The organism is Streptomyces sp. NRRL S-337 (genome assembly GCF_000720175.1).
GTDB classification, from domain to species: Bacteria; Actinomycetota; Actinomycetes; order Streptomycetales; family Streptomycetaceae; genus Streptomyces; species Streptomyces siderophoricus.
Window position 1 is genome coordinate 1 of the sequence record NZ_JOIX01000030.1, and the last position, 26,623, is coordinate 26,623.

At 72.0% G+C, this 26,623-nt stretch carries 30 protein-coding genes and 1 tRNA gene; 14 read left to right on the top strand and 17 right to left on the bottom strand.

Annotated elements, in window-relative coordinates:
- Positions 1–312 precede the first annotated feature (312 nt).
- Positions 313–3,696: a S41 family peptidase gene (locus tag IG62_RS0121295; protein WP_051798382.1), complete on the top strand. Its 3,384-nt coding sequence runs from the start codon at positions 313–315 to the stop codon at positions 3,694–3,696.
- A gap of 84 nt (positions 3,697–3,780) precedes the next feature.
- Here IG62_RS0121295 and IG62_RS0121300 read toward each other — a convergent pair whose 3' ends face one another.
- Entirely contained in the window at positions 3,781–4,680 is a 900-nt protein-coding gene (locus IG62_RS0121300; protein ID WP_037838917.1) for a helix-turn-helix domain-containing protein, read from the bottom strand.
- Between the two features lie 243 nt (positions 4,681–4,923).
- On the opposite strand from IG62_RS0121300, the gene IG62_RS0121305 reads away from it, so the two are divergent.
- The gene (locus IG62_RS0121305; protein WP_030805434.1) at positions 4,924–5,550 is read left to right on the top strand and encodes a L,D-transpeptidase; all 627 of its coding nucleotides are present in this window, start codon (positions 4,924–4,926) and stop codon (positions 5,548–5,550) included.
- A 154-nt stretch (positions 5,551–5,704) separates the two neighbouring features.
- Here the strand turns inward: IG62_RS0121305 and IG62_RS0121310 are convergent, their stop codons facing one another.
- From IG62_RS0121310 to IG62_RS0121325, 4 genes are all read right to left on the bottom strand, one after another.
- A complete protein-coding gene (locus IG62_RS0121310) occupies positions 5,705–5,944 on the bottom strand; it encodes a hypothetical protein (protein WP_030413406.1) in 240 nt (79 codons plus the stop codon).
- A 125-nt stretch (positions 5,945–6,069) separates the two neighbouring features.
- Complete coding sequence (locus IG62_RS0121315; RefSeq protein ID WP_030805441.1) at positions 6,070–6,951, bottom strand: SDR family oxidoreductase; 882 nt, start codon at positions 6,949–6,951, stop codon at positions 6,070–6,072.
- On the bottom strand, positions 6,948–8,000 hold the full coding sequence (locus IG62_RS0121320) for an alpha/beta fold hydrolase (RefSeq protein ID WP_030805444.1): 1,053 nt from the start codon (positions 7,998–8,000) through the stop codon (positions 6,948–6,950). The genes IG62_RS0121315 and IG62_RS0121320 overlap by 4 nt, the downstream gene beginning before the upstream one ends.
- Positions 7,997–9,535 (bottom strand): flavin-containing monooxygenase, encoded by a 1,539-nt coding sequence (locus IG62_RS0121325; RefSeq protein ID WP_030805447.1) that lies wholly within the window; start codon positions 9,533–9,535, stop codon positions 7,997–7,999. The genes IG62_RS0121320 and IG62_RS0121325 overlap by 4 nt, the downstream gene beginning before the upstream one ends.
- Positions 9,536–9,838: 303 nt before the next feature.
- Here IG62_RS0121325 and IG62_RS0121330 point away from each other — a divergent pair, with 303 nt between their 5' ends.
- The 3 genes from IG62_RS0121330 to IG62_RS0121340 all read left to right on the top strand — a co-directional run bounded on the left by IG62_RS0121330 (position 9,839) and on the right by IG62_RS0121340 (position 12,212).
- Positions 9,839–10,573, top strand: coding sequence for a MerR family transcriptional regulator (locus IG62_RS0121330; RefSeq protein ID WP_030805450.1), 735 nt, complete (start codon positions 9,839–9,841; stop codon positions 10,571–10,573).
- A 98-nt stretch (positions 10,574–10,671) separates the two neighbouring features.
- Entirely contained in the window at positions 10,672–11,208 is a 537-nt protein-coding gene (locus tag IG62_RS43315) for a hypothetical protein (protein ID WP_158795068.1), read from the top strand.
- A 65-nt stretch (positions 11,209–11,273) separates the two neighbouring features.
- Positions 11,274–12,212: a hypothetical protein gene (locus IG62_RS0121340; protein WP_158795069.1), complete on the top strand. Its 939-nt coding sequence runs from the start codon at positions 11,274–11,276 to the stop codon at positions 12,210–12,212.
- Positions 12,213–12,330: 118 nt separating this feature from the next.
- On the opposite strand, the gene IG62_RS0121345 is transcribed toward IG62_RS0121340, so the two are convergent.
- The 6 genes from IG62_RS0121345 to IG62_RS47315 all read right to left on the bottom strand — a co-directional run bounded on the left by IG62_RS0121345 (position 12,331) and on the right by IG62_RS47315 (position 15,053).
- Positions 12,331–12,510, bottom strand: a complete 180-nt coding sequence (locus IG62_RS0121345; protein ID WP_030805460.1) for a hypothetical protein — start codon at positions 12,508–12,510, stop codon at positions 12,331–12,333.
- A gap of 258 nt (positions 12,511–12,768) precedes the next feature.
- Entirely contained in the window at positions 12,769–13,623 is an 855-nt protein-coding gene (locus IG62_RS0121350) for a helix-turn-helix domain-containing protein (RefSeq protein WP_037838882.1), read from the bottom strand.
- 27 nt (positions 13,624–13,650) lie between these two features.
- A complete protein-coding gene (locus tag IG62_RS0121355) occupies positions 13,651–14,178 on the bottom strand; it encodes a DUF6879 family protein (RefSeq protein WP_030805464.1) in 528 nt (175 codons plus the stop codon).
- On the bottom strand, positions 14,156–14,383 hold the full coding sequence (locus tag IG62_RS0121360; RefSeq protein WP_030805467.1) for a hypothetical protein: 228 nt from the start codon (positions 14,381–14,383) through the stop codon (positions 14,156–14,158). Before IG62_RS0121360 ends, IG62_RS0121355 begins: the two co-directional genes overlap by 23 nt.
- A gap of 261 nt (positions 14,384–14,644) precedes the next feature.
- Complete coding sequence (locus IG62_RS49590) at positions 14,645–14,773, bottom strand: hypothetical protein (RefSeq protein WP_267887893.1); 129 nt, start codon at positions 14,771–14,773, stop codon at positions 14,645–14,647.
- 79 nt (positions 14,774–14,852) lie between these two features.
- Positions 14,853–15,053: a hypothetical protein gene (locus IG62_RS47315; protein ID WP_158795070.1), complete on the bottom strand. Its 201-nt coding sequence runs from the start codon at positions 15,051–15,053 to the stop codon at positions 14,853–14,855.
- 169 nt (positions 15,054–15,222) lie between these two features.
- On the opposite strand from IG62_RS47315, the gene IG62_RS0121370 reads away from it, so the two are divergent.
- Positions 15,223–16,053, top strand: coding sequence for a helix-turn-helix domain-containing protein (locus IG62_RS0121370; protein WP_030805473.1), 831 nt, complete (start codon positions 15,223–15,225; stop codon positions 16,051–16,053).
- A complete protein-coding gene (locus tag IG62_RS0121375) occupies positions 16,050–16,250 on the top strand; it encodes a DUF397 domain-containing protein (protein ID WP_030805475.1) in 201 nt (66 codons plus the stop codon). Before IG62_RS0121370 ends, IG62_RS0121375 begins: the two co-directional genes overlap by 4 nt.
- Positions 16,251–16,346: 96 nt before the next feature.
- Here the strand turns inward: IG62_RS0121375 and IG62_RS0121380 are convergent, their stop codons facing one another.
- Positions 16,347–17,150, bottom strand: coding sequence for an exodeoxyribonuclease III (locus tag IG62_RS0121380; RefSeq protein WP_030805478.1), 804 nt, complete (start codon positions 17,148–17,150; stop codon positions 16,347–16,349).
- Positions 17,151–17,253: 103 nt separating this feature from the next.
- On the opposite strand from IG62_RS0121380, the gene IG62_RS0121385 reads away from it, so the two are divergent.
- From IG62_RS0121385 to IG62_RS0121415, 7 genes are all read left to right on the top strand, one after another.
- On the top strand, positions 17,254–17,772 hold the full coding sequence (locus tag IG62_RS0121385; RefSeq protein ID WP_030805481.1) for a GNAT family N-acetyltransferase: 519 nt from the start codon (positions 17,254–17,256) through the stop codon (positions 17,770–17,772).
- A 124-nt stretch (positions 17,773–17,896) separates the two neighbouring features.
- Positions 17,897–18,829, top strand: coding sequence for an ABC transporter ATP-binding protein (locus IG62_RS0121390; RefSeq protein WP_234326658.1), 933 nt, complete (start codon positions 17,897–17,899; stop codon positions 18,827–18,829).
- A complete protein-coding gene (locus IG62_RS0121395) occupies positions 18,826–19,818 on the top strand; it encodes an ABC transporter permease subunit (protein WP_030805487.1) in 993 nt (330 codons plus the stop codon). The genes IG62_RS0121390 and IG62_RS0121395 overlap by 4 nt, the downstream gene beginning before the upstream one ends.
- A 148-nt stretch (positions 19,819–19,966) precedes the next feature.
- Positions 19,967–20,362 (top strand): GntR family transcriptional regulator, encoded by a 396-nt coding sequence (locus tag IG62_RS0121400; RefSeq protein ID WP_030805490.1) that lies wholly within the window; start codon positions 19,967–19,969, stop codon positions 20,360–20,362.
- Positions 20,363–20,494: 132 nt separating this feature from the next.
- Entirely contained in the window at positions 20,495–21,280 is a 786-nt protein-coding gene (locus IG62_RS0121405) for a MerR family transcriptional regulator (protein ID WP_030805493.1), read from the top strand.
- Between the two features lie 258 nt (positions 21,281–21,538).
- The gene (locus IG62_RS0121410) at positions 21,539–22,807 is read left to right on the top strand and encodes a glycosyltransferase (protein ID WP_030805496.1); all 1,269 of its coding nucleotides are present in this window, start codon (positions 21,539–21,541) and stop codon (positions 22,805–22,807) included.
- A 155-nt stretch (positions 22,808–22,962) separates the two neighbouring features.
- Positions 22,963–23,493 carry a murein hydrolase activator EnvC family protein gene (locus IG62_RS0121415; RefSeq protein WP_030805498.1) on the top strand — a complete coding sequence of 177 codons (531 nt, stop codon included), beginning with the start codon at positions 22,963–22,965 and terminating at the stop codon, positions 23,491–23,493.
- A 117-nt stretch (positions 23,494–23,610) separates the two neighbouring features.
- Here IG62_RS0121415 and IG62_RS0121420 read toward each other — a convergent pair.
- From IG62_RS0121420 to moaC, 5 genes are all read right to left on the bottom strand, one after another.
- Positions 23,611–23,683, bottom strand: a tRNA-Ala gene (locus IG62_RS0121420).
- 91 nt (positions 23,684–23,774) lie between these two features.
- Positions 23,775–24,833, bottom strand: coding sequence for a gephyrin-like molybdotransferase receptor GlpR (gene glpR / locus IG62_RS0121425; RefSeq protein ID WP_030805501.1), 1,059 nt, complete (start codon positions 24,831–24,833; stop codon positions 23,775–23,777).
- 151 nt (positions 24,834–24,984) lie between these two features.
- Complete coding sequence (locus tag IG62_RS0121430; RefSeq protein ID WP_030805504.1) at positions 24,985–25,614, bottom strand: GNAT family N-acetyltransferase; 630 nt, start codon at positions 25,612–25,614, stop codon at positions 24,985–24,987.
- Between the two features lie 14 nt (positions 25,615–25,628).
- Positions 25,629–26,132 carry a MogA/MoaB family molybdenum cofactor biosynthesis protein gene (locus tag IG62_RS0121435; protein WP_030805507.1) on the bottom strand — a complete coding sequence of 168 codons (504 nt, stop codon included), beginning with the start codon at positions 26,130–26,132 and terminating at the stop codon, positions 25,629–25,631.
- Positions 26,129–26,611 carry a cyclic pyranopterin monophosphate synthase MoaC gene (gene moaC / locus IG62_RS0121440; RefSeq protein WP_030805510.1) on the bottom strand — a complete coding sequence of 161 codons (483 nt, stop codon included), beginning with the start codon at positions 26,609–26,611 and terminating at the stop codon, positions 26,129–26,131. The genes IG62_RS0121435 and moaC overlap by 4 nt, the downstream gene beginning before the upstream one ends.
- Positions 26,612–26,623 lie beyond the last annotated feature (12 nt).

A 26,623-nucleotide genomic window follows, 5' to 3' on the forward strand; every position in this document is an offset into this window, starting at 1 on the left:
GCGGGGGTGGTGGGCAGGGAACCTGCTCGTTCCGCGCTCGCGGCTCCAGTCGTCACCCTCGGCCCGTACTCGTACTCGTACAGCCACCCTCCGGCCCGTACGCGTACTCGTACGCCTACCCCAGCCCGAAACCCGCGCCCGTGCGTGCGGCTGCGGCCGAGTTGCCCCCCGCCCCCGATCCCCACCCGTACCCCCATCCGAGTTGCCACCCACTCCCCCGCCCGAAACCATGGGGGCGTGAGCGATGCACCCGAGGCCGTCGGGCCTCGCCAGGGGACGGATGTCGTCGAGACGGAGGGGCGGCTGCGCAGGATGCCGGCCGGCCCGGGGGCGTCGGCCGGGCCGGGGGCGCCGCCCGGGGCGTATCTGCGGTTTCCGCATCTGCACGGGGATCTGCTCTGCTTCGCCGCCGAGGACGATGTGTGGGTGGCCCCGATCGCGGCGGAGGGGGAGGAGCCGGGGCGGGCGTGGCGGCTGACCGTGGACCGGACGCGGGTCGGGCATCCGCGGTTCTCGCCGGACGGGCAGCACATCGCGTTCACGACGTGGCGGAGCCTCGACCCGGAGGTGCATCTCGCGCCGGTGGAGGGCGGTCCGGCGCGGCGGCTGACGTACTGGGGCAGTACCGATGCGCGGGTGTGCGGGTGGACGCCGCCAGATCATGAGGGGCAGGCGCACGTCCTCGCGGTCTCCTCGCACGGGCAGCCGTTCTCGTACTACTCGTGGGCCTACAGCCTGCCGACCGACGGCAGCCCGGGCGGCAAGCTGCCGTGGGGGCCGGTGTCCGACATCGCGGTCGCCGATGTGGAAGGTGAGCGGCGCACGCTGCTGCTCACCGGCAAGCCGCCGCACGAGCCCGCCTCCTGGAAGCGCTACCGGGGCGGGGCGATGGGCCGGATGTGGCTGCACGGGACCCGGCTGCTGCCGGATCTGTACGGGCATCTGGACTCGGTGATGTTCGTGGGCGGGCGGATCGCGTTCCTGTCGGATCATGAGGGGGTCGGGAACGTCTACTCGTGTCTGGCGGACGGGACCGATCTGCGGCGGCACAGCGATCATGCGGATTTCTACGCCCGGCATGCCTCGACCGACGGGGAGCGGATCGTCTACCAGTGCGCGGGCGACCTCTGGCTGGTCGAGGATCTGAGTCCGGAGGCGGTACCGCGGAAGCTGGCGGTGCGGCTGGGCGGGCCGCGGGCCGGCCGGCGCGGCTACCAGGTCCCGGCCGCCTCGCACGTCACCTCGCTCGCGGTGGACGCCACGGGGCGGGCCAGCGCGATCGGGGTCCGCGGCAGCCTGTACTGGCTCACCCACCGCGACGGCCCGGCCCGGGCGATCCACGACACCCCGGGGGTCCGCGTCCGGCTGCCCGAGATGCTGGGCTCCAGCGGCCGGATCGCCTACGTCACCGACGCCGAGGGCCCGGACGCCGTCGAGATCGCCAATCTGCCGCGGGCCAGTGATCCTGGGCGGCCGCGCCGGCTGGCCGCCGGTGAGCTGGGCCGGGTCCATGAGATGACCTCGTCGCCGGACGGTGAGCGGCTGGCGGTGGCCTCCCACGACGGCCGGCTGCTGCTGGTGGACGTGACCCGGCCGGACGAGGAGACGACCGAGGAGGACCGCTCGGCGGAGGAGGAGGCCGCCGGTCCGGGCGGGGTCACCGAGCTGATCCGGTCCACCAACGGCCCGGTCCGCGACCTGGCCTTCTCCCCCGACTCGCGCTGGCTGACCTGGTCGCACCCCGGCATCGGCCGTTCGCTGCGGATGATCAAGATGGCGCGGCTCTCCGACCGGCTCGTCGTGGACGTCACCAACGGCCGTTTCGAGGACGAGCAGCCGGTGTTCACCCGCGACGGCCGCTATCTGGCGTTCCTGTCCTGGCGCGGCTTCGACCCGGTCTACGACGTGCACACCGGGGACCTGTCGTTCCCGCTGGGGTGCCGTCCGCACCTGGTGCCGCTGTCGTCGGCGACGCCGTCGCCGTTCGCGCTGTCGCCGGAGGGGCGGCCCGCGGCGGGCGGGCTGGACCCGGACGAGAACCCGCCGACGACCGGCGAGGGCACGGTCATCGTGGAGGTCGAGGGGCTGGAGAACCGCGTCACGCCGTTCCCGGTCGCGGCGTCCAAGTACTCCTCCCTGGAGCCGGTCAGCGGCGGCGGGCTGGTCTGGCTGCGCTGGCCGATCTCCGGCGCGCTGGGTGAGACCTTCGCCAGCCCGGACAACACCTCCGGCAAACCCACCCTGGAGCACTTCGACCTGACCAAGGCCCGGCGCACCGAACTGACCAGCGCGATCGACGAGTTCGCGCTCAGCGGCGACGGCACCCGGCTGGTCGTCAACGACGACGGCGAGCTGCGGGCGGTCCCGGCGACCGAGCCGGCGGACAGCGATTCGATGGTCTATCTGGACCTGCGGCGCATCCTGCACGACGTCGATCCGGGCGCGGAGTGGCGGCAGGCGTACGAGGAGGCGGGCCGGATCATCCGGGCGTACTTCTGGGAGCCGCGGATGTGCGGCATCGACTGGGACGCGGTGCTCGCGCAGTACCGGCCGCTGGTCGAACGGGTCGCCTCGCCGGACGAGTTCGCCGATCTGCTGCGTGAGGTGCTGGGCGAGCTGGGCACCTCGCACGCGTACGTCACCGGCGCCCGGCGCAACGAGGGGCCGCCGCACTACCAGCGCGCGATCGGCCTGCTCGGCGCCAACTTCGTCTGCCGGGACGGGCGGTGGGTGGTGCAGCGGATCCTGCCCGGCGAGTCCTCCGACCCCAAGGCACGCTCCCCGCTGGCCGGTACGGGCATCCGGGAGGGAGCGGCGCTCACCCAGGTCGACGGGCGGCCGGTGGACCCGGTCGCCGGACCGGGCCCGCTGCTGGCCGCGGCCGGCGGCACCACCGTCGAGCTGACCTTCTGCCCGGCCGAGGGCAACGGGCACGCCCGCCGGGTCGCCGTGGTGCCGCTGGTCGACGAACGGCCGCTGCGCTACCAGGACTGGGTCGCCAAACGCCGCGCGGTGGTGCGGGAGCTGAGCGGCGGCCGGTGCGGCTATCTGCACATCCCCGACATGGGCGGCTCCGGCTGGGCGCAGTTCAACCGGGATGTGCGGATGGAGATGTCGATGCCCGCGCTGATCGTGGACGTACGGGGCAACGCCGGCGGCAACATCTCGGAGCTGGTCATCGAGAAGCTGACCCGCACCATCATGGGCTGGGACCTGACCCGGGACGCCGAGCCGGTGTCGTACACCAGCAACGCCCCGCGCGGTCCGGTCGTGGCGGTCGCCGACGAGATGACCTCGTCCGACGGCGACATGATCACCGCGGCCTTCAAGCTGCAGGGCATCGGCCCGGTGGTGGGCATGCGCACCTGGGGCGGGGTGGTCGGGATGACCGGCCGGCACCGGTTGGGTGACGGCACCACGATCACCGTGCCGATGAACGCGGCGTGGTTCCGGCTCTACGGCTGGGGCGTGGAGAACCACGGCGTCGAGGTGGACATCGAGGCGCTGCGCTCGCCGCTGCACTGGGCCGAGGGCCGGCATCCGACGCTGGGCGTGGCGGTGCGGACCGCACTGGAGCTGCTGGAGCGGCATCCGGCGGCGACGCCTCCGGACCTCTCGGACGTACCGGACCGGCGGCGTCCGGCCCTGCCGTCGCGGGAGGCGGGCGGCGACGCCGAGGAGGCGGCGGGGGCCTGAGCGGGCGGCGCGAGGCCGGCCTCTCCGGCCGGTTGCGTTGCCGCGCGTCCCGTCACGCCGGGTCGGCGCGGTGCGGCGCCCGCGTCACCCCGGGACGATCACGAAGGTCTGGTCGTCCGCGCCGGTGCGGCAGGGGACGCCAACGGCCGTGGCACCCGCTGTCCGGCCGCTGAGGCCGACGCACCGGTCGCCGTCGGTCAACCGCAGCCGGTACGCGGGCCGCCCGCCGTCGGTCGGCCCGTCGACCGGCTCGATCCGGAACCGCTGTGCGGGCCCGCCCGCACTGCAGTCGTTCTGCGGCTCCAGCAGCCCGGCCAGGCCCGGTGCGCGCAGCAGGACCAGGCAGCCGGTGCCCTCGTCCGGGTGTGACCACTGGACGAGGTGGCGGCCGTCGCCGGCCGCCGTCAGCCGGGTGTGCGGGGGCACCGCCTGCGCGCAGGGCCGCACCACCGCGACCGTGCGGTACGCGTGCGCCCGCAGCACCCGCCCGTCCGTCAGGCACAGTCCGGGCGCCCCCAGCGGACGGATCCGCACCTCACCGGTGGGCAGCGGGGTGCCGTGCTCCGCGCCGCCGTCCCCGGCCAGCAGCGGAACGCCGACGGCGAGCACTACGACGCCCAGCAGTGCGGCGCCGGTCAGCAGCCGCCGCCGGCCCACGGGCGGAGGGTCGGTGCGAGCGGGCGGGGCCGCCGTGCCCTCCTCGATGCGCCGCCGGGCCGCGAGCCACTCCCCGACCTCGTCCTCCGGGCGGCCGCACGCCCGCAGGAACGCGCCGAGCACCTCGGCCCGCGGCAGGGACTTCCGGCCCAGCACGTCCGCGAGGGTGCTGCGGGCGAGCACCTCGCCGCGCTCCGCCGCCCGCTGCTCCAGCTGACGGTAGGTCAGGCCGCTGTCGTCCTTGAGGCGTTGCATCAGTGCGACGAGCGCAGCGGGGTCGTGGGCCGCCGCGGGCCCCGCACCGCCGGTTCCCCCCGTGCGTGTCATGCCGGTCATTGAACCGCCGCCCGGCCACGGCCACAACACCCCCTCCGGTCATCCCGGACAGCGTCCCTCACCCGTCCGGACAAGCCCCGCACCCCCGTCCGACCTGCCCGGACAGCGCGCGGCCTGTCCGGGATGACCGAAGGGCCTTGCCGGACACCGGCCGACCCAGCAAGGTCGTGTCCTGCCCCGGCCGGGCACACCGCAACAGCCACCGACTACCGCTCACCCAACGGGAGATGACCGATGCGCATCCGTCACCGGATCGTTCCGCTCGCAGCCGCAGTCGCCCTCACCGGCGGCCTCGCGGCCACCGAGGCCGCCCCCGCGCTGGCCGCCCACCCGGCGCCCGGGAAGGCCGTCTCGGCTGCGGCCGGCGGTACGTACCTGTACTTCAACAAGAACTGGAGCAACCCGAGCAAGTCCAAGCTCTTCCTGATGAAGAGCATCCCGAACGCCAAGGACCAGGTGCTCGCCAAGTACCGCGCGGGCTCCGGCAACGGCGGCCGCAACGGCACGAACGAGTGCGCCAGCATGCAGGGCTGGCTGCCCACCGGCACCTACCGGGTGCTGAACCACACCAAGCGCCACAACGGCGGCCGCAGCGGCATCAACGGCTACGCGATCCAGGTGCAGGACAAGGTGTGCAAGAACCACCGGACCAAGCGCACCGAGCTGTTCGTGCACAGCGAGATGAACGTCAATGGCACCCAGGGCCCCCGGAAGCCCGGCCACGACAGCCCCTACCGCTGGGACGGCGACAGCGACTACTACTCGCTGGGCTGCATCAAGCTGACCCCGGCGCACATCAAGAACCTCTTCGCCAAGGCCGCGCACTACGGCTGGCCGACGAGGCTCAAGGTCGTCAACTGACCCTGTAGGGAACCACGGGGAACAGGGGGACAACGGGGCCACGGGCGAACCACGGGGGAACAACGGGGAATGCAGTTGGGGCGCACCCGGTCGACCGGGTGCGCCCCGCACGCATGGCGCGTACGCCGCCACGCGTGACCTTCAGGACTGCGGATCAGCTCTGGAAGCGGTCCCGCTCGTCGTGCAGCTCGTCCATCGGGTCGGGGGCAGGACGACGGCCCTGCTGGCCGCGCTCCTGCTGACCGCGCTCACGACCCTGCTGGCCGCGCTGACGGGCCCGGTCCTGGCCCTGCCGGCCGCGCTCGTCCGCCTCGTCGCGAGCGCTGCCCATGGCCTTCTGGGCCTGGTCCTTGAGCTCGTTGGCCTTGTCCTGGAACTGGTCCTTGATGCCCATGCTGTTCACTCCTAGTGGGGCGTAGGGGAAGGGCCCCGGACAAGAGTGACACGCCCGGACATTGCTCGCATTTCGATCACGTTCGACTACCCGGCGTCACAAACGCCAGGAAGGGAGCGGGTCGGTCAGCGGCCGGCGCGGGCCTTCTCGTCGGCCTCGCCGCCCGCGCCGACCAGGCCGACCCGCATACCGTCCAGCCGGTCGGCGAACCGCCGCATCTCCCGCTGGCCCGCCGCCCCGATGACCGACGGCAGGTACCCGCGCAGCGACTGCATCCCGCGCAGCCACCACTGCCCGTAGACGTGCGCGGAGCGGCGTTCGACGCCCGCCACGATCCGGTCCACCGCCGGCCCCAGCGGATAGGTCTTGTTCGTTGGCCAGGGCATCCGGGCGCGCAGTTCGCGCATGATGTCGTTCTGGTCGGCGCCGCGCACCATGTCGGTGTCGGTCCAGCTCAGATAGCCGACCCCGACCCGTACACCCTTGTGGCCGACCTCGGCGCGCAGGCTGTGCGCGAACGCCTCGACGCCGGACTTGGAGGCGCAGTACGCGGTCATCATCGGCGCCGGAGTGATCGCGGCGAGCGAGGCGATCTGCAGGAAGTAGCCGCGGGACTCCATCAGCACGGGCAGGAAGGCCCGGCCGGTGACCGCACCGCCTATGAGGTTGACCTCGATGACCCGCTTCCAGGAGACCGGGTCGGAGTCGACGAACGGGCCGCCGGTCGCCACCCCGGCGTTGGCGACGACCACGTCGACCTTGCCGAAGCGTTCCTTGACCCCGGCCGCGACCCGGGCCATCGCCTCGTGGTCGGTGACATCGGCGTGCCAGTGGTGCGCCGGGCCGTGCAGGCCCGCGGCCACCTTCGCCAGCTCGTCCGGTTCCAGCCCGACCAGCGCCAGCGTGGCGCCGCGCGCCGACAGCTTGCGGGCCAGCAGCGCACCGACCCCGCGCGCCGCGCCGGTCACGACGACGACCTGCCCGTCCAGGCTCCTGTTCCCGCTCATGTGGTCTTCTCCTTCTCCTGCGCGGTCTCCCCGGCTGCCTGCCCGGTCTCCTGCGCGGCGTTCTGGGCTGCCTTCTGTGCGGTCTGCTGGGCGGGCACGGCGGCGCCGGCGGGTGCCGTCGCGGGCCGGTCGGCGGTGGGCCGGAGGTGGTCCCGGACGAGTTCCCGCAGCAGGCCGGCGACCGCGCCGGGGTCCTCGATGGGCGTCATGTGGCCCTTCCCCGGCAGCTCCGTCAGCCCCTGGAAGTCCGGGAGCACGGAGGCCAGCCGGCGGGACTGCACCGGCGGGGTCAGACGGTCGGCGGACCCCGCGAGCACCACCGTCGGCACCTCCAGCCGGCTGACGCCACCGGTCAGTTCGAGGACGGACAGCACGTTGCCCCAGCGGGCCCGTACGGCCGTCGGGCAGGCGTGCACGATGCGGGCGCACGCCTCGACCTGCTCGGGGGTGGCGTCGGGGCCCATGGTGGCGTACTTCAGCGCGCGCCGGGTGAGGGGCGAGACCGGGCCGAGCGGGGACCGGGAGCCCAGCAGCAGCCGGTGTGCCAGACGCCGGGCGCCCTCGCTGCGGAACGGGAACACCTGTGACGCGGCGGGCAGTCCGGCGCAGCCCGTACTGCACAGCATGGCGGCGGCGGCCCGGGCGCGCAGTTCCGGGCGCTCGGCGGCGGCCATGATCGTCATGCCGCCCATGGAGTGGCCGCCGACCACGGCGCGTTCGTCCGGGCCGAGGGTCGCCTCCAGTACGGCCACCAGGTCGTCGGCGAGCGCCGTCGTGCCGTAGCCCGCCGGGCCGGTGGCCGGGCTGCGGCCGTGGCCCCGCTGGTCGTAGACGACGACCTTGTGGTCGGCGGCCAGGTCGCGGACGACCGGAGCCCAGAAGGCGGTGGAACAGGTCCAGCCGTGGGCCAGCACCACGGCGGGGGCACCCTCGGGGCCGTGGGTCTCGGTATAGATGCGGGCGCCGTCGGCCGAGGTGACCTCGGTGGTGGTGCGCGGGACCGGCGGCGCGTAGGGGCCGCTGGTGACGTGGCCGGGCCGGCGGCTCATGCGGCCACCTCCGCCCGGGCGTCGGCGGAGGTGCCCACGGGCCCGGCCGCGGTGCCGGTCTTCGGGCGCAGCACCTCGTACTCGGCGAGGTCGACCTGACGGGTCAGCCGCTTGAACTCGCCGGTGGTCCCGGGCCAGGCGGTGGTGTTCCGCCCGTTCGCGTCGAGGTACCAGCTGTCGCAGCCGCCGGTGTTCCACACGGTGCGCTTCATCCTCTCCTGAACCATGCGGTTCCAGTCCTCCACGGCCTCCGGGCGGGCGCTCAGCGCGGTCTTCCCGCCGAGCAGGTCCAGCTGCCGGAGGTAGTCGGCCAGGTAATTCAGCTGGGCCTCGATCATCAGGATCATCGAGCTGTTCCCGAGTCCGGTGTTGGGCCCGATGAGGGTGAGGAAATTCGGGAATCCGGCCGCGCTGGCGCCGCGCAGCGAGGCCATTCCGTCCTTCCATTCCTCGGCGAGCGTGGTGCCCTTGGCGCCGGTCACCCGCTGGGCGATGGGCATGTCCGTCACATGGAATCCGGTCCCGAAGACGATGGCGTCGGCCTCGACCTCGCTTCCGTCGGCGCCGATGAGGGTGTTTCCGCGCACTTCCTGGAGCCCGGAGGTCACCAGGTCCACATTGGGCCGGGCGAGCGCCGGATAGTACGTGTTGGAGAGCAGGATCCGCTTGCAGCCGATGCGGTAGTCGGGCGTCAGCGCGGCCCGCAGCGCCGGGTCCTTGATCGCCTTCTTCATGTGGTTCCCGGCCAGGAACTCGATCAGGCCCAGCTGGTCGGGGCGCTTGGTGAACGCACTGACCTGCAACTCCCGGATGCCCCAGAGCAGTTGGCGGCGGGCGGCCCGGGTGGCCGGGACCTTGGTGTGCAGCCATTTCTCGACGGCGCTGATCCGGCGGTCGGCGCGCGGCAGCACCCACGGCGCGGTGCGCTGGAAGAGCGTCAGCCGCTCGACCTCCGGCTGGATGGCGGGCACGATCTGGATCGCCGAGGCACCGGTGCCGATCATCGCGACGCGCTTGCCGCGCAGCTCGTATTCATGGTCCCAGCGCGCGGAGTGGAAGACCTTCCCCGGAAAGGAGTCCAGCCCCGGAATGTCCGGGACCTTGGGATCGGACAGCGGGCCGGTGGCCGACACCACCACATCGGCGGTGAGCCCGCCGTTCGCCGTCTCGATCTCCCAGTGCAGCGCGTCCCCGTTCCACCGCAGGTGCCGTACCTCGGAGCGGAAGCGGATATGCGGCCGCAGCCCGAAGATGTCGGTCACCCGCTCCAGGTACGCCCGGATATGGGGCTGTCCGGAGAAATTCCGCGGCCATTCCGGATTGGGCGCGAAGGAGAACGAGTACAGATGCGAGGGCACGTCGCACGCGCACCCCGGATAGCTGTTGTCCCGCCAGGTTCCGCCCACCGAGTCGGCCCGCTCCAGGACCACGAAGTCGGTGATCCCCTGACGGCGCAGCCGTACCGCCGCCCCCAGACCACCGAATCCCGATCCGATCACCGCCACCCGCACGTGTTGCTCTTCGCGCCCGGCCATCCGCCGCCTCCCGAGTCCGACGCTCTTCCTGCCCGCCCGCGGCCACACATACCGCGGCCACGGGGCGTTCCGCACACCGCCCGTCAATCGCGCCAGCAATCACTGGCACGATTGGGCACAGGGGGAGCGTAGGGCAGCCACGTACCGAGCGGTAGGGGTCGGGCGGCAGGAAGTTACCGGCAGTTGCACCCCGGACCGCCGTCACATTCCCGGCATAGGCTGACCCCCGTGGCAGCGAACGAGAAGCCGAAGGACGAGCGCGCGGAGCCCGGGGACGACCACCGCCCCGCGCGCGAATTCCGCATGACCGAGCTGGCCGAGGAGGCCGGCATCACGGTCCGCACGCTGCGCTTCTACCGCGAACGCAAGCTCATCCCGCCACCCCGCCGCGAGGGCCGGATCGCCTGGTACAACGAACACCACCTCGCCCGCCTGCGCACCATCGGCGCCCTCCTGGAGCGCGGTCACACCCTCGGCGGGATAGCCGAGCTCCTCGCCGCCTTCGAGTCCGGCCGCGACGTCGGCGAACTCCTCGGCCTGCGGGACCCGTTGCTGCCCCCGTGGTCCGAGGAGACCCCGGTCCGCCTCCGCCCGGAGCAGCTCGCCGACCACTTCAGCGAGGACATCACCGCGGAGAACCTCTCCGCCTCCCTCGACATCGGCTATCTGGCCGTCGACGGCGACGAGTTCGTGCACATCAGCCGCCGTCTCCTGGACGCCTCCACCGAGCTCGTCGGCAAGGGCATCCCGCTGGCCGCCGTCCTGGAGGCCGGCCGCAAGGTGCGCGCCCACGCCGACGCCCTCGCCGACGTCTTCACCACCCTCATCCGCACCCACGTCCTCGCCGACATCCTCGAACGCGCCACGGCGGCGAACCCGCCCACCGCACAGGAGGTCGAGCAGTTGGCCCGCACCATCGAGGCCCTCCGCCCGCTCTCCAAGGGCGTCGTCGAGGCCGAACTCTCCATGGCCATGGACCGCCGCATCCAGGCCGAACTGGACCAGTGGCTGAAGGAGCAGGGCCAGGAACCGAGCTGACATCTCGTCACCTCACCGAGCGGGCCGGCCGTTGTCCCGCCCTGTCCCGGAGGACAATTGCCGGTGGATCGCGTGCGTGGTTGGGTGCGGCGTCAGGTATGACACGACCGCATATCGAGGGGGAAATCCACGTGCGCATCCGTACGGGGGCCGCATCCGCTGCGCTGGCCGGCCTGCTGGCCGTCGCCGCCACCGCCCCGGCCCAGGCCGACGACCGCGAACCGACGCAGCCGCCCAGGAGCACCTACAGCAACGGCCACGGCCCGGGCCTTGCGGCCGGCGGGGGCGTCGGTGCCTTCGTGACCGAGGGCGACCGGGTGCACTTCTCGCACACGGTGCGCGGCGCCATCAACGCCCACGGCTGGTGGAAGCGGCTGAACGGCCCGGCGAAGAAGGCCAAGGTCACCGTCTGGCTCCAGGTCAAGAACAACGGCCACTGGTACACCCTGAACAAGGGCGTCAAAACCGTCTACTCCGGCGGCGGCAGCGGCAAGCGGGCGTCGGCCGCCTGGAAGTGCACGAACCTGGTCGCGAAGTACTCGTTCCGGAGCGTCATCGACGTGGACATCGTCGGGTACCCCGACGACGCGCACAAGAAGATCACCGACACCCAGACGCTGTTCTGCGGTACCTGAGCAACGGCTGACGGCGGCGCTGGAAGATAGCCTTCCGGCGCCGTCCGTCTTTCCGGGAGTTGCCTGTGTTTCCCCCTACCGTGATCATCGGCCTGCACGGCATCCTCCGGCGCGCACCGTGGTACGAGCGCGTCGTCGAGCAGTACAGAGGAGAACCCGACGAGGACGAGGAAGAGGACCGGGACGAGAACGGGGACGAGGACGGGCACAAGGACGGGAACGACGGCTCGGTCGAAGAAACCTCCGTCGAAGAGGACGTGCTCAGCAGCCTCGTGATCGAACGGGCCGGTGCCTACGGCTGGCAGACCGTGACCAGTTGGCTGACCGAGAACGGGCAGGTCACCGCCCGTCACGAGCCGACCGTGTGGGCACACGAGGAGGTCGGCGGCGACTGGACGCCGGACGGCCGGGTGCACCAACTGGCCTGGCTGCAGGCCGGAGTGCGCACCGACCCACCGCCCCTCGGTCTGCCCGTCCGGCCGATCACCCTGGTGCTGGCCGAAACGCTGGCCCGCATGGGCACCGTGACCTTCACCGGTCTGCACGCCCTGCTGCCGTTGCCCGCGGCCCGGCGCAACACGGCCTTCCACCAGACCGAGCTGGCGCCCTGGTTCGCCCTGGCGGATCCGGACGCCCGGCACGAGGTCGTGGTCACGGTCTCCTGCCACCCCGGGAAGGGCGCGGTGACCGGGGAGGATGCCGAGGCGGTGAGCGAGGCGGTGCGGGAGACGGCACAGGGGGCGGTCGAGGTCACCCTGGCCGGTCCGCACTCCGCGGCGCCCGGCATGTCCCCGGCCCCCGTCCCACCCGGCCTGGACCTCGACCTCACGCACGGGGTGCACACCGAGGGCATGCGCGAGGCGTTCCGGTTCGGCTGCACCACCCGGGAGTGGTCACCGGACCTCGCGGTCTGGCTGGTGGAGCTGGCCGCCGACGCCCTGCGCGCGGCGGGACGGGTGACACCGGTGGTGGTGACGGCCTCGCTGGTCCTCCCACCTGCGTGAACCGGTTGTTGCGGAAGCTCACGGGGTGCCCGCCCGGCATCCGGCGTCCGGCGTCCGGCTGCGTGCATCCTTCCCCTCCCCCCGGCCATCCCGAGGGCGGGAGTCTCCGAAGGCCGGCTTACTTGCCTCCGCCGCTGGGCTGCGGGGCGGGCTCGCGGGGCGCCTCCGGGGGCATCGGGCCGCCGTCGTGCTTTCCGCCGTCCGTCTCCATATCGGCAGGGTGCCGGAACGGGACGCCGCGCCAGCCTTCCGCATCAGGGGCGCGCGTCTCGAACGTCTCAACCGCTACCGCGCTCATCCATCAACCTCCTCTTCCGTGAGGGGCCGCGCCGCCGTACCGTCGAAGGCACGGCCCGAACGTCCGCAGGATTCCTGCGGTGGGGTCACCCGCCCCGGCTGCTCGACTGTCCAGGTTTCCGCCGCCGGGGCGGGAGTTCGATGTCAGTGGTTTCGGTTCGTCATAGCATCTCCGCAGTTCTCCCTCGCGCGTTGTCTCACTCCAGTCAACGGCTACGGGCCAACGCAACTCAACGAACTTCTACGGACTTGTATGCATTCACCCGAGGGCGTCAATTGCTGACGTGATCAGCTTTCTGGCCGAGGCTCCATAGACGGCGATACCTGCCAGCTCGCTGAAGGTCTTCGCGTACTCGGCGATCTCGCGTGGTTGCATCACGGTGAGGCCGGCGGACACAAGCTCTGCGGATACCTGTTTATCGTCGTACATGGAGAAGGATTCGGCAGGCCATGCGTTGCCTCGCGCCACGCCCATGGGGATCACGCCAAGGCTCAGAGCGGGGGCGGCGGTCACCCCGATGAGGTGCCCGAGTTGATTCGCCATCGTGGCGTGTGTGCCGATGATGGAGCGAAGGACCCATTCCTCGATCAGGAAGGCGAAGCGGCGCCCTCCCTTGTGCAGAATGCGTTGACGGTTCATGCGTGCGGCAACGGCCTCTTCGACGTCGTCGGGCGTCTGCCTCATCGCAACGACCGTGTTGAGGATGGCTCGGGTGTAGTCCTGCGTCTGGAGCAGGCCGGGAACGACCTGGGACTGATAGAAGCGGAACCAGCCGGTTCGCTCGAAGAGTGGCAGTACAGACTCCTGGACGCGTTTCAGGCCCGCGCTTTCCAGGCGGCGCCACTCGACGTACATGCCGTCGATGCCACGGGCTGTGGCAATGAGGTCCGGGGCTTCTTCCTCAGCGTGGCAGATGCGGGTCCAGATCCGAATGTCCTCATCGGAAGGGAGAGTCCTGCCGTTCTCAAGCCGTGAACTCTTCGATTCGTGCCACCCCGCCGCCGCTGCCAGGGCACGAGCAGTCAGGCCAGAGTCTTTGCGGATCTCTCGGAGGCGCTTCCCGAGCGCTTCCCTGGCTTCCTGGACACTGGAAGGCGGCGACGACGAGGACACAGACGTTCAGCCTTGGGTGAGCGGGGGTCAGACCGGCCTGTACTCCTCATGAGGCACCGCACGTTGCCAAACCGACTCGAAGGCTGCGGAGCACAGACGCACCACTGACGGCTCGGTCATGCGCTCCTCATCGCCCTCGGGGGAGAGTTCCCCTTCGCCGGTGAAGTGCAGGAACACGACGAGGCTGTCATCGAAGAGCCAGAAGTCGTTGCCGGGGAGAGCCAGATCCGAAGCCCTGCGGCGCGGGAGCCACCGAACCTGTTCTCCGGCCGCAATGTTGGCCGGTGCGAGGCAGTGCTCAAAGCGAAGGTAGTCACTCATCGGCTCCGAGAAGACTCGGGCGCGACGAACCTCCACCCCGCGGTCGGTGATCTCCTGCATCAGGGCGAGCCAGGGGCGCGACTTCGGATCCCACTCGGACAGGAGGCTGCCGGGATCGTCCTGCCAGGAGATGAAGCTTGGGTCGGATCGCATGTAGCCATCCCGCATCTCCAGATGCACGGCGGAGTGCTTGGCCTGTCGGAACAGGTCTTCAAACGTCGGTTCCTCGACCACCGCTCACCTCCGGGAAGAACTGCATCATGCGCTTGGGGATCTCGACAACCGCCTCGTGGGACGGGAGGTCGAGCTGGGACAATCGCTCGTCGTCCAAGACCTTCCACCCCTGTACCAGGTAGTTGTCGGTCTGGTCGTCGTAGTACACGGTCGGCGACTTGCCCTCGGGCGACTCTGGGTCCTTGCCGAGCATGTGCAGAGCCATGGTGACCTCCCTCGTTCGCGGTAGACGATCTGTACGAGCTTGCCCTCAACCCGCCTCGTAGCGCACCGGACTTGCATGGACTTGCACGGGCTCAAGGTTCCCGTGATGCGGCCATCCGCAGTTCCCGCGCCAGAACCGCGGATGGCCTCCGCACTCCCCTCTTCGTCCCGCTGGGACTGGGGCCAGGGGGATTATGTGGGGCCCTCCGTGAGGAGCACGCCCGGCCACAGGTAACCGGGGGTTGGCTGGAGTGAAACGGGATCACTGCTGGGATCGCCGGGGTCGGCCGGCTCCCCATGTGGGCTCCGTGACCTCCGCGTACTCGTGCTCGACCCGGCCCAGCCGGCCGGGGAGGTCGAGGTGCACCGTGTCGTGGATCACGACTGTCACACCGTGATCGTCACAGCGGAACATCCGGCTGCACATCTGTGCGAGCTCGTGCGATCCGAAAGGGCATCGCATGTGCTGCTCAGGCATGGTGACCACGTCCGTGGTTTCTGATCCGCTGGCTTGCCACAACAGCAACGGCGAACTTCCGGCGCTTCCGGGCCTCGTATCGCTCCTCGTCCAGCGCGCTGCACTCGGCACAGCCGGGAACAGGGTCGGGGATGAGATCGGCGTACGGCTCGCCGAGCGACACAGGACGTTCCTGGTACCGGTTGCCGCTCATCGCCGCACGGTCTTCACGATGCGGGTAAGCCGGGCGGTCCGGCTGACAGCGGTGGTCATGGCGCCCTCCATGCCTCTCTGTAGTGGTTCCACTACCGGGGCGACTCAGCGTGGCCTACAGTCGGGGTGTCTTCAACTTGCGCCGTTTGAGCGGAGAGTTGGTCGCCTGGATGGTGAACCGCAAGGAACTGGACCCCAACACATCGCCCGGAGCACGCTTCGGGCAGCGTTTACGCAGGTTGCGGGATGAACGCGGCTGGACACAGGATGAGCTCGCGGAACGGATGGGATGCTCCGGAACGCATATTTCCGCTGTGGAAACTGGCCGTCGTCCCCCAACTCCTCGGTTCACTGCAAGTGCTGACAGGGTGTTCGGCACGGGTGACCAGTTGGAGCGTCAGGGTCGGGCGGTACGGAACAGCGCGATACTTGAGGGGTTCCCGGAGTTCGTTGCGCACGAGGTACGCGCGGCGGAGATCAGGCTCTTCGAGTTGGGCATCATTCCTGGGCTGCTCCAGACCCCGGAGTACGCTGCCGCCATCACGACCGGCGCCGTCCGCCGAGGGGCCATCACAGAACAACAGGCAGAGGAGCGGTTGTCTCTGCTCGCGGAGCGGCAGGCATCCCTGGAGCGCACGCCTGCACCGATGGTCTACGCGGTGCTGGACGAGAGCTGCATACGGCGGCCGGTAGGCAGCCCCGGTGTCATGACGGCGCAGTTGGACCGACTTGCCGCGTTCGCCGAGCTGCCGTCCACGGTCCTCCAAGTGGCCCCGTTCGATCTTGGCGAACGCCGAGCGTTCGATTTGCCGGTAACACTGTTGACCCTCGCCGATCGATCCCATGTCGCCTACGCCGAGTCCGCACAGCAAGGGCGGCTGGAGCGCGAATTGAGGTGCGTGCAGCCTCTGCTGACGGCCTACCATCAGCTACAGGCCGAAGCGCTGTCGCAGGCGGCATCCGTGGCCATGATCGAACAGCTTCGAAAGGGTTCCCAGTGACGACCGAATCCCCTCGCTGGTTCAAGTCCTCCTACAGCAGCAACGGCGGTCAGTGCGTCGAGGTCGCCACCAACCTCGTGACCTCTCAGGGCGTCGTCCCCGTCCGTGACAGCAAGGCGCCGCGGCGCCCGGCCCTCTCCCTTTCCACCGCGTCCTTCTCCGCCTTCATCGCGGCCCTCAAGAACGACGCGTTCTGACCCCGGAGCGCACCGTGAGCGCAGTGGAACGGCCCTCTTCACCACGATGGCGAAGAGGGCCGTTTTCGTGGACCGTCCCCCGGACCCGCGCCCCGGCTACTGCCCGTAGACCACCGTCACCGGCGCATGGTCGCTCCACCGCTGGTCGTACGCCGCCGCCCGCTCCACGTACGCCTTCACCGCGCGCTGGGCCAGCCCCGGCGTGGCCAGGTGGTAGTCGATGCGCCAGCCGGCGTCGTTGTCGAAGGCGCGGCCGCGGTAGGACCACCAGGAGTAGGGGCCCTCGGTGTCGGGGTGGAGGGCGCGGACGACATCGACGTAGCCGCCGCGGGTCTCGGTGAGGACGTCGGTGAGCCAGGCCCGTTCCTCGGGGAGGAAGCCGGACTTCTTCTGGTTGGCCTTCCAGTTCTTGAGGTCGGCCTCCTGGTGGGCGATGTTCCAGTCGCCGCAGACCACGACCTCACGCCCGTCGGCCGCGGCGCGCTCGCGCAGGTCGACGAGGTAGGGCAGGAACTCCGCCATGAAGCGTTCCTTCTCGTCCTGCCGCTCGGTGCCGACCTCGCCGGAGGGCAGGTAGAGGCTGGCGACGGTCACGCCGGGCAGGTCCGCCTCGACGTAACGGCCGGAGGTGTCGAACTCGGACGAGCCGAAGCCGGTCCGGACCCGGTCCGGCTCGCGGCGGGTGAAGAGGGAGACGCCGGCGCGGCCCTTGGCGGCGGCGGGGGCGTGCACGGTGAACCAGCCAGCCGGCTCGCGGACCTCGTCCGGCAGCTGGGCGGTCTCGGCCCGTACCTCCTGCAGGCAGAGCACATCGGCCGCGGTCTCCGCCAGCCACGGGACGAAGCCCTTCTTGGCCGCGGCGCGCAGCCCGTTCACATTCACAGAGGTCACGGTGAGCATCCGGGCACGATACCCAGACCGGGGCGGTGATCGTCTTCGGGCCGGGCGGCGTGGACGCCCACAGCTCGCGGGGACCGCCGCCCGGCCCCGTACCCTTCCTCGCATGGAGACCCGCCCCGTCCGGACCGGCCCCGTCCAGATACGCCCGGTCCGCTACGACCACCCCGACGCCAGGACGCTCGACACGCTGGTGCAGCAGGAGTACGTCCGCCGCTACGGCGACGGGGACATGACTCCGCTGGACCCGGAGATGTTCGTGCCGCCGCGCGGGACGTTCCTGGTCGCGTACGAGGGTGACCGTCCGCTGGCCACCGGCGGCTGGCGGGTGCAGGAGGACGCCGCCGAGGGGTACGCCGTCGGGGACGCCGAGATCAAGCGGATGTTCGTGCTGCCGGAGGCGCGCGGGCGGGGCCTGGCGCGGCGGATCCTGGCCGCCCTGGAGGCGGACGCCCGGGCCGCGGGGCGGGCGCGGATGGTGCTGGAGACCGGCATCAAGCAGCCCGAGGCGCTGGCGCTGTACGCCTCCAGCGGCTATCTGCCGGTGAAGAAGTTCGGGCTGTACCGGACGTACGAGGACAGCCGCTGCCTGGCGAAGGCGTTGGGGGACGCGGCGGCCGGCTGAGCCGCCGGGGCGGTGCCCGCCCGCCCGGTGCCGCGGCCCCGGCGGCACCGGACGCTGTTTGACAGTGATCGCGGCCGCTCCCCATACTCATTCCACTAATCAACTAGCTAAAGGGGGAATCCGGGTGAGCGACGACCCGAGCCCGTGGGCCATCGAGGCGGTAGGACTGGGGAAGAAGTACCGCCGCGGCTGGGCACTGCGGGACTGCTCCTTCCGGCTTCCCGCCGGCCGTATCTGCGCCCTCGTCGGTCCGAACGGCGCCGGCAAGAGCACCTTCCTCGGCACCGCGACCCGCCTGGTGACGCCGACCACGGGCACGCTGCGGCTGTTCGGCGTCCCGGTGACCGACCCGGCCGTCATGGCACGGACGGCGTTCCTCGCCCAGGACAAGCCGCTCTACCCCCGCTTCACGGTCGCCGAGATGCTGCGGCTCGGCCGGGAGCTGAACCCGCGCTGGGACCAGGCACTGGCCGAGCGGGTCGTACGGTCCGGCAACGTGCCGCTCACCGCCCGGATCGGCTCCCTCTCCGGCGGCCAGCGCACCCGCGTCGCCTTCGCCCTGGCCTTCGGCAAGCGGCCCGATCTGCTGCTGCTCGACGAGCCGATGGCCGACCTCGACCCGCTGGCCCGACACGAACTGTCCGGCCTGATGATGGCCGAGGCCGCCGAGCACGGCACGACCGTGGTGATGTCCTCCCACCTGGTCTCCGAGATGGAGGAGATGTGTGACTACCTCCTGCTGCTCGCCGAGGGCCGGCTGCGGATGGCCGGGCCCACCGACGCGCTGGTGCCCGCACACCTGCTCGTGACCGGGGTGGCGTCCGGTGACGACGGGGTCCCCGAGGAGCTGCGGCAGCGGCACACCGTCGTCGAATCGCGGGTCACCGGGCGGCAGTTCAGCGCCCTGATCCGGCCCGGCGGCCCGCTCTCCGACAGCTGGGAGGCCCTCGTGCCCGGCATGGAAGAAGTACTCCTGGCCTATCTGCGGTCACCCGGCGCACCGGACCTGATCGCCGGCGAAGCGCGGCCCGACGCCTCCGGGGAGGTGGCGGCATGACGACCACCACCGCCCCCGCCCCCACCACGGCAGCCCCGGGCCGCGGCCCGCTGCGCGGACTGCCCTGGGTGGTCTGGCGCCGGCACCGCACGTTCCTGCGCGCCGCCCTGCTGCTCACCCTCGTCGGCTGCGCCCTCTTCGTCTACCAGCGCATCGGCGTCATGGACTTCCTGCACGGCAAGGGCGTCCCGCCGGGGGGCGACGAGAAGCTGATGACCGAGTTCCAGAGCCGCTTCGGGGCGGACTTCGCGCGCGACATGGAGTACCTGCAGTACGTGCCGCTGGTCGTCGGCGTCTTCCTCGGCGCACCCCTGATCGCGAGCGAGCAGGAACACGGCACCCTCAAGCTGGTCACCACCCAGTCGGTCAGCCGCAGCCGCTGGCTCGCCGCCACGCTCGGCCTGCCGCTGGCCGTCGCCGTGGGCTGCTCCGCCCTGCTGTCGGCCGTCTTCACCTGGGTGTGGACGCCGGTCCACGGCCTGGCCGTGAGCGGGGACTGGCTCACCGGCGGCGCCTTCGAGGCCACCGGCCCGGTGCCGGCCGCCCGGACCCTCTTCCTGGCCTCCTGCGGCATCGCCCTGGGCATGCTGATCAAGCGGGTGGTAACGGCCATGGCCGCCACCGCCTTCGTCGGCGTGGCCACCTCCGTCGTGTGGGGTGAGAGGCTCCGCGGTCACCTCGCCGCCGTCCGCAGCGTCACCTCCCCCTACGACGGCGACGGTCCGAACCTGCCGTTCGACGCCGCCCGTTTCGACGACTGGGTCGCCACCGCCGACGGCAAGCTCTACGGCTTCGGCACCTGTGTCAGCCCCGACAGCGCGGCCGACCGTGTCTGCCGGGCCAAGCTGGGCATCGTCAACCGCGTGATCCAGTACTTCGACTACGACCAGATGGCCGGGATGCAGTGGCGCGGCGCGGCCGTCCTGGTGACGCTGGCCGTCCTGGTGCTGGCGTTCGTGGTCTGGCGCACCCGGAGGCGGCCGCTCTGAACGGCGCGACCCGGCGCCACGCCACGGGTGGCGCTTTGACACCCTTCACGGGCGGGCCGATCATCAAGCGGTCGAGCCGCACGGCCCCGGCGCCGCCCGGGCGGGGCGCGGGGGCGGTTCCGGCGGCACGGGGGAAAGCAGCAGAGAGGTGGTGAGCGCCGTGGAATTCCGCATCGACCGCCGCAGCGGCGTCGCCACCTACCTCCAGATCGTCCAGCAGGTCCAGCAGGCGCTGCGGCTGGGCATCCTCGTCGAGGGCGACCGGCTGCCGACCGCCGCGCAGGTCGCCGCGACGACCAAGGTCAACCCCAATACGACGCTGAAGGCCTACCGCGAGCTGGAGCGCGAGGGCCTGGTCGAACCGCGCCCCGGCCTCGGCACGTTCGTCAGCCGTACGCTCGCCCGCCCCACCTCCGCGGCGGACGCCCTGCTGCGCGAGGAACTGCGCGCCTGGATGGAGCGGGCCCGTGCCGAGGGGCTGGCCCGGGAGGACGTCCAGGCGCTGATGAACTCCCTGCTGGAGGAGCGGTATCCGAACGCCTGAGCCGGGCCGGGTCCGCGGTGGACCCGGCCGGCCGCGGCGGTCCGTCCCGCGGGCCGGCCGCCCGCTTGACCCTCACGTCACGTCAGGCCGCACCCTGAAGCGGTACGGCCCCACGGGACGAAAGGCGCTGCGATGAGCTACTCGGTCGGGCAGGTCTCCGGCTTCGCCGGGATCACGGTGCGCACCCTGCACCACTACGACAAGACCGGTCTGCTCTGCCCCAGCGACCGCAGCCCCGCCGGCTACCGCCAATACAGCGACGCCGACCTCGCCCGGCTGCAGCAGATCCTCTTCTACCGGGAGCTCGGCTTCCCGCTGGAGGAGATCGCCGCCATCCTGGCGGACCCCCAGGCCAACGCCCTCGACCACCTCCGCGCCCGGCACCGGCTCCTCAACGAGCAGATCGTCAAGCTGCGGCGGCTGGTCGAGGTCGCGGAGCATGCCATGGAGGTGCAGCAGACCGGGGTCGAGCTGACGCCGCAGGAGCGGTTCGAGGTCTTCGGCGAGGTGGCCTTCGACCTCACCTACGCCACCCAGGCCCATCTGAAGTGGCAGCACAGCGAGGGCCACCAGCGCTCGATGGCCCGGGCCGCCGCGCACTCCAAGGACGACTGGGCCACGCTCATGGCCGAGGCCGCCGACTGGCGCCGGCGGCTGCTCGCCGCCTTCGACGCCGAGGAGCCCGCGGACGGCGAGCGCGCCATGGACCTCGCCGAGGAACACCGCCGGCACATCAGCCGCTGGTTCACCCCATGCCCCACCGCTATGCACGGCCGGATCGCCGATGACTTCGCCGCCGATCCCCGCGCGTTCGCGCTGATCGTCCCACCCACCGAACAGCGCCCCGGCCTCGCCGCGTACCTGCGCACCGCAGTCCACGCCAACGCCGTACGCCACCCGGACGGCGACGGCTCCTGAAAGGCCCGGCGCGCCCCGGGCACCTGCATGGCCTGCATGACCTGCATGGCCTGAGACTTCCGCGCCCCGCGGGCCGCCCCCGTCAGCCGTAACCCGGTACGCAGGTATCCCGTACGCCGGTATCGCGTACGCAGGTATCCCGTACGCCGGTATCGCGTACGCAGGTATCCCGTACGCCGGTCTCACAATCTCCCGGTTTTCCCGGCCACCCCGAACCCCCCGAACACCCCGAACACCTCACCACCCGAAGGCTGCCCCATGCCCAAAATCCTGCTCACCGCCGCCGGTTCGTACGGCGACGTCGCCCCCTACACCGGCGTCGGCGCCCGGCTCCGCGCCGCCGGCCACGACGTCACGCTCGCCACCCACGACGCCTACGAGCCCCTCGTCCGCGCCGCCGGCCTGACGTTCCGCCGGCTGCCCGCCGACCCGCGCAGCCGGCGCCCGGCCGACGACACCGCACCGCCGGAGGGCGCCCCGCCCGGCCGCCGTGCGCTGATGCGCCGGGCCGCCGCCTTCGTCGAGGAACTGGGCGGGGGCATGGCCGACGCCGCCGACGACGGCACCGAGCTCCTGCTGCTCTCCGCCACCACCGCACCGCTCGGCCACCACCTCGCCGAGGCGCACGGCATCCCGTCGCTGGGCCTGTTCCTGGTCCCGCAGGCCCCCACCGGCGACTTCGCCCCCGTCGTCAGCGGCGGCCGCACCCTGGGCCGAGCGGGCAACCGCGCCCTGGGCCGCCTCTCCCTCCGCGTCATCGACCGTCTCTACGCCGGCGCCACCCGCACCCTGCGCGCCCGCCTCGGCCTGCCGCCCACCACGCCCGCCACGGTCCGGCGCCGCGCCGAAGCAGCCGGATGGCCGGTCCTGCACGGCTTCAGCGAAACCCTCCTCCCCCGCCCCACCGACTGGCGCGCCGGCCTCGACGTGGTCGGCAACTGGTGGCCCTGGCACGCCCCGGACGCCCAACTCCCGTCCGCTGTACGGGACTTCCTCGCCGCCGGCCCGCCCCCGGTCTTCATCGGCTTCGGCAGCATGGCGGGCGGCGAGGGCGAACGCCTGGGCGAGCTGGCGGTACGGGCCCTGCGCCGCGCCGGGGTCCGCGGCATCCTCCAGTCCGGCTGGGCCGGCCTGTCCGCCGCGCACGCACCCGGCGCGGACGACGTCCTCACCATCGGCGAGGTGCCGCACGCCCTGCTCTTCCCGCACCTGGCGGCGGTCGTCCACCACTGCGGCGCGGGCACCACCGCGGCCGGACTGCGTGCCGGGGTCCCCACCGTCCCCGTCCCGGTCACCGCCGACCAGCCCTTCTGGGCCGCCCGCCTGGCCGCCTCCGGCGTCGCCACCGCCCCGATCCCCTTCGCGCACCTCACCGGGGAGACCGGCGTCGCCCGCCTGGCCCACGCCCTCACCCAGGCCACCACCGGCCCCGAACGCCTCACCCGCGCCCGCGCCGCGGCCGCCCGCCTCGCCACGGAGGACGGCGCCGGCGCGGTCGCCGAAACGATCGACCGCCTCATGGCCTGAACCACCGGGCCGTCGCATCCGGACGCAGAACGACGGAAGACACCACCGCCCGTCGCACCACAGCTCACCGCACCGCGGCGGACTGCCACCCGATCGGGGGCCCGTCAGCCCGTCCCGGGATGCGACCGCCCGCCCGAGGGCGTGGGCTCGCAACTATGACCACGTTCCGCAAAGGCACCCCGCTTCGCAGAGCGCTCCTCCGTGCCGCCCTGCTGGCGGCCGCGGGCCCCGTCGTCACCGTGACGGCGGCCCAGGTCGCCCTCGCCGCCCCCGCCGGCAACTGGACCCACCCGGTCGCCGCCCACTACCGCATCAGCTCGCCCTACGGCGTTCCCGGCGCCTGGCAGGCCGGTCACCACACCGGCGTCGACCTCGCGGTCCGCGCCGGGGCCAAGGTCAGGTCCGTCGGGCCCGGCACCGTCGTCCTCGCCCGGCGCTCGGGCGCGTACGGCAAGGCCGTCACGGTCCGGATGCGGGACGGCCACTACACGCTCTTCGGGCACCTCTCCCGGATCACCGTCCACCCCGGCCAGCGCGTCCGCGCCCGCACCCGCCTCGGCTACGCCGGCGCCACCGGCCGGGCCACCGGCCCCCACCTCCACTTCGAGGTCCGCACCCGCCGCCACTACGGCTCCGACATCAACCCCCTCGCCTACCTGGCCCGCCACGGCATCCGCCTGACGTGACGTCCGACCCTGCATGCGGCCCATGACGGCGAACTCCCCCTGCCGCAAGGAAAGTCCGCCCCACACAAACGAAAATCCCGCCCGATCTGACCGATCGGACGGGATTCGCGAAGTGCGTGGACCTGAGGGGATTCGAACCCCTGACCCCCTCGTTGCGAACGAGGTGCGCTACCAGCTGCGCCACAGGCCCTTGCGACGAGTGAAACTCTAGCATCTCGGTCGCGGTGCTCGGAAATCGCTTCCGGTGCTGGTCAGCGGAGGGGCGGCCGGTGTGGTGCGGGTCACTCGTTGGCGGCGCGGGGGCGGTCCTCGTCCTCGTACTGGTCGAAGAGCGGGGTGCGGCCGCGGGTGCGGCGGCCGGGGGCCGGGCGGTCCTGCTGGGGGGTGTCGGGCTGCGGGCGTTCGGCGGCGGCGCTGGAGCGGGCGGAGCTCCAGGCGTCCTCGGCGTCGAGGTCGACGTGGCTGGTGGCGCGCGGGGCGACCGGGGCGGTGACGTAGGTGGGGAGCGGGACCGGGACGGGGTCCCAGCTGCCGGCGGCGGGGCGTGGGCGCTCGCGTTCGCGCTGCTGGTCGACCCACTCGGCGTGGTCGGTCTCCTCGACGACGGCGCGGCGGCCGGCGGTGGGGGAAGGACGGGAAGGCGGTGCCGGGCGGGGGGCTTCCACCGCGGCGTCGGCCGGGTGGTCGGCGCGGGCGTCGGCCGGGTGCTCGGTGCGGACGTCGGCAGCCGGCTGGTCGCCGGCCTGACGGGGGCGGCGGCCCTCGCGCAGGCGCCGGGCCGCAGCCTCCGCGCGGCGCTGGTCCATGGTGAAGACGAAGCGGCGGCGCTCCTGGGCGCGCAGGTAAATGATGTACGCGGTCAGGAGGAGTGCGGGAAGGGCGGGCGCCCAGAGGAAGGGGGTGCCGCCGACGGCCGCGACGATGGCGCCGGTGGTGAAGGTGAGGAACAGGATGGTGATGGTGCGCCGGCGGCGGGCGAGGACCTTGGCGCGCTTGGTCCGCTCGGCGAGCGAGGGCCGCGGCGGGGCGGGCTGCACGCGGGTGGGCGGGGCCACCTGCTCCTCGTCGGGTACGGGGTCGGTGAAGGGCCCGGCGGCGGCCTCGTCGGCCGGGTCGTCCGGGTCCACGTCGTCGCCCGCCTCGTCGGCGGGGTACTCCCCGTGCGCCTTGTCGTAGCGGCGCTGCATGGCCGCACGTCCGGACAGCAGCCGGATGGCGGTGCTGAAGCGCTCGGTCGGACGGGCCTCGTTGAGCTCATCCTGTCTACGGAGCCACATCGGCACCAAGTAGGCGGCCCAGGCCCCGACGATGACTGCGTAGATGAGGCCGCTGCTTCTCACAACTCACACGGTAGAGGGGTTTGCAGGGGGCCATCCGCCAATTGGGCCGGTGTGTCGCACGATCTGGCTGATATCTCGAACTTTTTTGTGATGGTAGAGATCCGCACCCACCCCAATCCGGCCAATTGGGGATTGCATTCGAACGTTTATTTTATTTGTGGGGCGTAGTACCGGGGGCGGTGCCGGGCCTGCTGGGTTTCTCCCGGCGCCAGCGGCTGAGCAGGCCCTCGGGCACTTCTTCCGCGGTGAGGGCGTAAACCGCGTGGTCGCGCCAGGCGCCGTCGATGTGGAGGTAGCGCGGGCGGATGCCTTCCTCGCGAAAACCGAGCTTTTCCACCACCCGCCGGCTCGGAACGTTCTCCGGGCGAATGCAGACCTCGATGCGATGCAGTCCGACGCTGCGGAAGCAGTGGTCGACGGCGAGCGCGACGGCGGTCGGGATGACACCGCGGCCGGCGACTTCCTGGTCGACCCAGTAGCCGATATGGCCGGAGCACATCGAGCCCCAGGTGATGCCGGCGACGGTGAGTTGCCCGACGAGGCGGCCCTGGAATTCCACGACGAACGGGAGCATCCGGCCGGCGTGCGCCTCCGCGCGCAGATGGCGGACCATCTGGCGGTAGGTGGGCCGGTGCGGCGGGACGAGACCGGGCGGGGGCGGCGGAATGGTGGCTTCCCAGGGCCGCAGCCAGTCGCGGTTGCGGCGGTTGACCTCGCGCCAGGCCCGCTGGTCGCGCAGCTTTATGGGGCGGAGGGTGATCTCACCGTCCGTCAGGACCACGGGCCAGGGCGCGTTCAGCTCGTGCTCCCGGAGGGTCTGGGGTGGTCGCCGCCGCGGATCTGGTCGACGGCATGCGGCAGCAGGTCCGCCAGGACGGCCAGGCCGTCGCGGACGCCGCCGGAGGAGCCGGGGAGGTTGACGATCAGGGTCCTGCCGGCGACGCCGGCGCGACCGCGGGAGAGCGCCGCGGTGGGGACCTTGTCGCGGCCGGCTGCGCGGATCGCCTCGGGGATGCCGGGGACCTCGTAGTCCAGCACCCGGGCGGTGGCCTCGGGGGTGCGGTCGGTGGGCGAGATGCCGGTGCCGCCGGTGGTGAGGACCACGGCGTAACGCGACGACTCGACGGCCCGGCGCAGGGCGGCCTCGACCGGGTCGCCGTCGGGGACGACCTCGGGCCCGTCGACCTCGAAGCCCATGGCGGCCAGGCCCTCGGCGAGCAGCGGGCCACCCTTGTCCTCGTAGACGCCGGCCGCGGCGCGGTTGGAGGCGGTGACGACCAGGGCGCGGGCGGGGGTCATGACCGGCTCCAGTCGCCGGACTTGCCGCCGGTCTTCTCCTCGACGCGGATGTCGGAGATCACCGCGGCCTTGTCGACCGCCTTGATCATGTCCACGACGGTGAGGGCGGCCACGGAGACGGCGGTGAGCGCCTCCATCTCCACGCCGGTGCGGTCGGTGGTCTTGACGGTGGCGGTGATCTCCACGGCCTCGTCGGTGACCGAGAGGTCCACCTTCACCCCGGAGACGGCCAGCGGGTGGCACAGCGGGATCAGCTCGGGGGTGCGCTTGGCGCCCATGATCCCGGCGATACGGGCGGTGGCCAGGGCGTCGCCCTTGGGCATGCCCTCGCCCCGCAGCAACTCGATGACCTGCGACGACACCAGCACCCGGCCGCGGGCGCGGGCGGTGCGGGCGGTGACGTCCTTGGCCGAGACGTCGACCATGCGGGCCGCGCCCGCCGCGTCGAGGTGGGTGAGGTGTTGCTGGCCGCTGCTCATCGTTCTCCCGGT

What these genes read in the sequence shown, in the direction of transcription:
- IG62_RS43315 (WP_158795068.1), top strand. Translation starts at nt 10,672, where the DNA reads ATGACACGACCGCATATCGAGGGGGAAATCCACGTGCGCATCCGTACG.
- moaC (WP_030805510.1), bottom strand. Translation starts at nt 26,611, where the DNA reads ATGAGCAGCGGCCAGCAACACCTCACCCACCTCGACGCGGCGGGCGCG.
- IG62_RS0121310 (WP_030413406.1), bottom strand. Translation starts at nt 5,944, where the DNA reads ATGGGCATCAAGGACCAGTTCCAGGACAAGGCCAACGAGCTCAAGGAC.
- IG62_RS0121415 (WP_030805498.1), top strand. Translation starts at nt 22,963, where the DNA reads ATGACCACGTTCCGCAAAGGCACCCCGCTTCGCAGAGCGCTCCTCCGT.
- IG62_RS0121360 (WP_030805467.1), bottom strand. Translation starts at nt 14,383, where the DNA reads ATGGCTCTGCACATGCTCGGCAAGGACCCAGAGTCGCCCGAGGGCAAG.
- IG62_RS47315 (WP_158795070.1), bottom strand. Translation starts at nt 15,053, where the DNA reads ATGAGCGGCAACCGGTACCAGGAACGTCCTGTGTCGCTCGGCGAGCCG.
- IG62_RS0121305 (WP_030805434.1), top strand. Translation starts at nt 4,924, where the DNA reads ATGCGCATCCGTCACCGGATCGTTCCGCTCGCAGCCGCAGTCGCCCTC.
- IG62_RS0121330 (WP_030805450.1), top strand. Translation starts at nt 9,839, where the DNA reads ATGACCGAGCTGGCCGAGGAGGCCGGCATCACGGTCCGCACGCTGCGC.
- IG62_RS0121315 (WP_030805441.1), bottom strand. Translation starts at nt 6,951, where the DNA reads ATGAGCGGGAACAGGAGCCTGGACGGGCAGGTCGTCGTCGTGACCGGC.
- IG62_RS0121385 (WP_030805481.1), top strand. Translation starts at nt 17,254, where the DNA reads ATGGAGACCCGCCCCGTCCGGACCGGCCCCGTCCAGATACGCCCGGTC.
- IG62_RS0121405 (WP_030805493.1), top strand. Translation starts at nt 20,495, where the DNA reads ATGAGCTACTCGGTCGGGCAGGTCTCCGGCTTCGCCGGGATCACGGTG.
- IG62_RS0121435 (WP_030805507.1), bottom strand. Translation starts at nt 26,132, where the DNA reads ATGACCCCCGCCCGCGCCCTGGTCGTCACCGCCTCCAACCGCGCCGCG.
- IG62_RS0121410 (WP_030805496.1), top strand. Translation starts at nt 21,539, where the DNA reads ATGCCCAAAATCCTGCTCACCGCCGCCGGTTCGTACGGCGACGTCGCC.
- IG62_RS0121320 (WP_030805444.1), bottom strand. Translation starts at nt 8,000, where the DNA reads ATGAGCCGCCGGCCCGGCCACGTCACCAGCGGCCCCTACGCGCCGCCG.
- IG62_RS0121345 (WP_030805460.1), bottom strand. Translation starts at nt 12,510, where the DNA reads ATGAGCGCGGTAGCGGTTGAGACGTTCGAGACGCGCGCCCCTGATGCG.
- IG62_RS0121325 (WP_030805447.1), bottom strand. Translation starts at nt 9,535, where the DNA reads ATGGCCGGGCGCGAAGAGCAACACGTGCGGGTGGCGGTGATCGGATCG.
- IG62_RS0121370 (WP_030805473.1), top strand. Translation starts at nt 15,223, where the DNA reads ATGGTGAACCGCAAGGAACTGGACCCCAACACATCGCCCGGAGCACGC.
- IG62_RS0121395 (WP_030805487.1), top strand. Translation starts at nt 18,826, where the DNA reads ATGACGACCACCACCGCCCCCGCCCCCACCACGGCAGCCCCGGGCCGC.
- IG62_RS0121380 (WP_030805478.1), bottom strand. Translation starts at nt 17,150, where the DNA reads ATGCTCACCGTGACCTCTGTGAATGTGAACGGGCTGCGCGCCGCGGCC.
- IG62_RS0121300 (WP_037838917.1), bottom strand. Translation starts at nt 4,680, where the DNA reads ATGACACGCACGGGGGGAACCGGCGGTGCGGGGCCCGCGGCGGCCCAC.
- IG62_RS0121295 (WP_051798382.1), top strand. Translation starts at nt 313, where the DNA reads ATGCCGGCCGGCCCGGGGGCGTCGGCCGGGCCGGGGGCGCCGCCCGGG.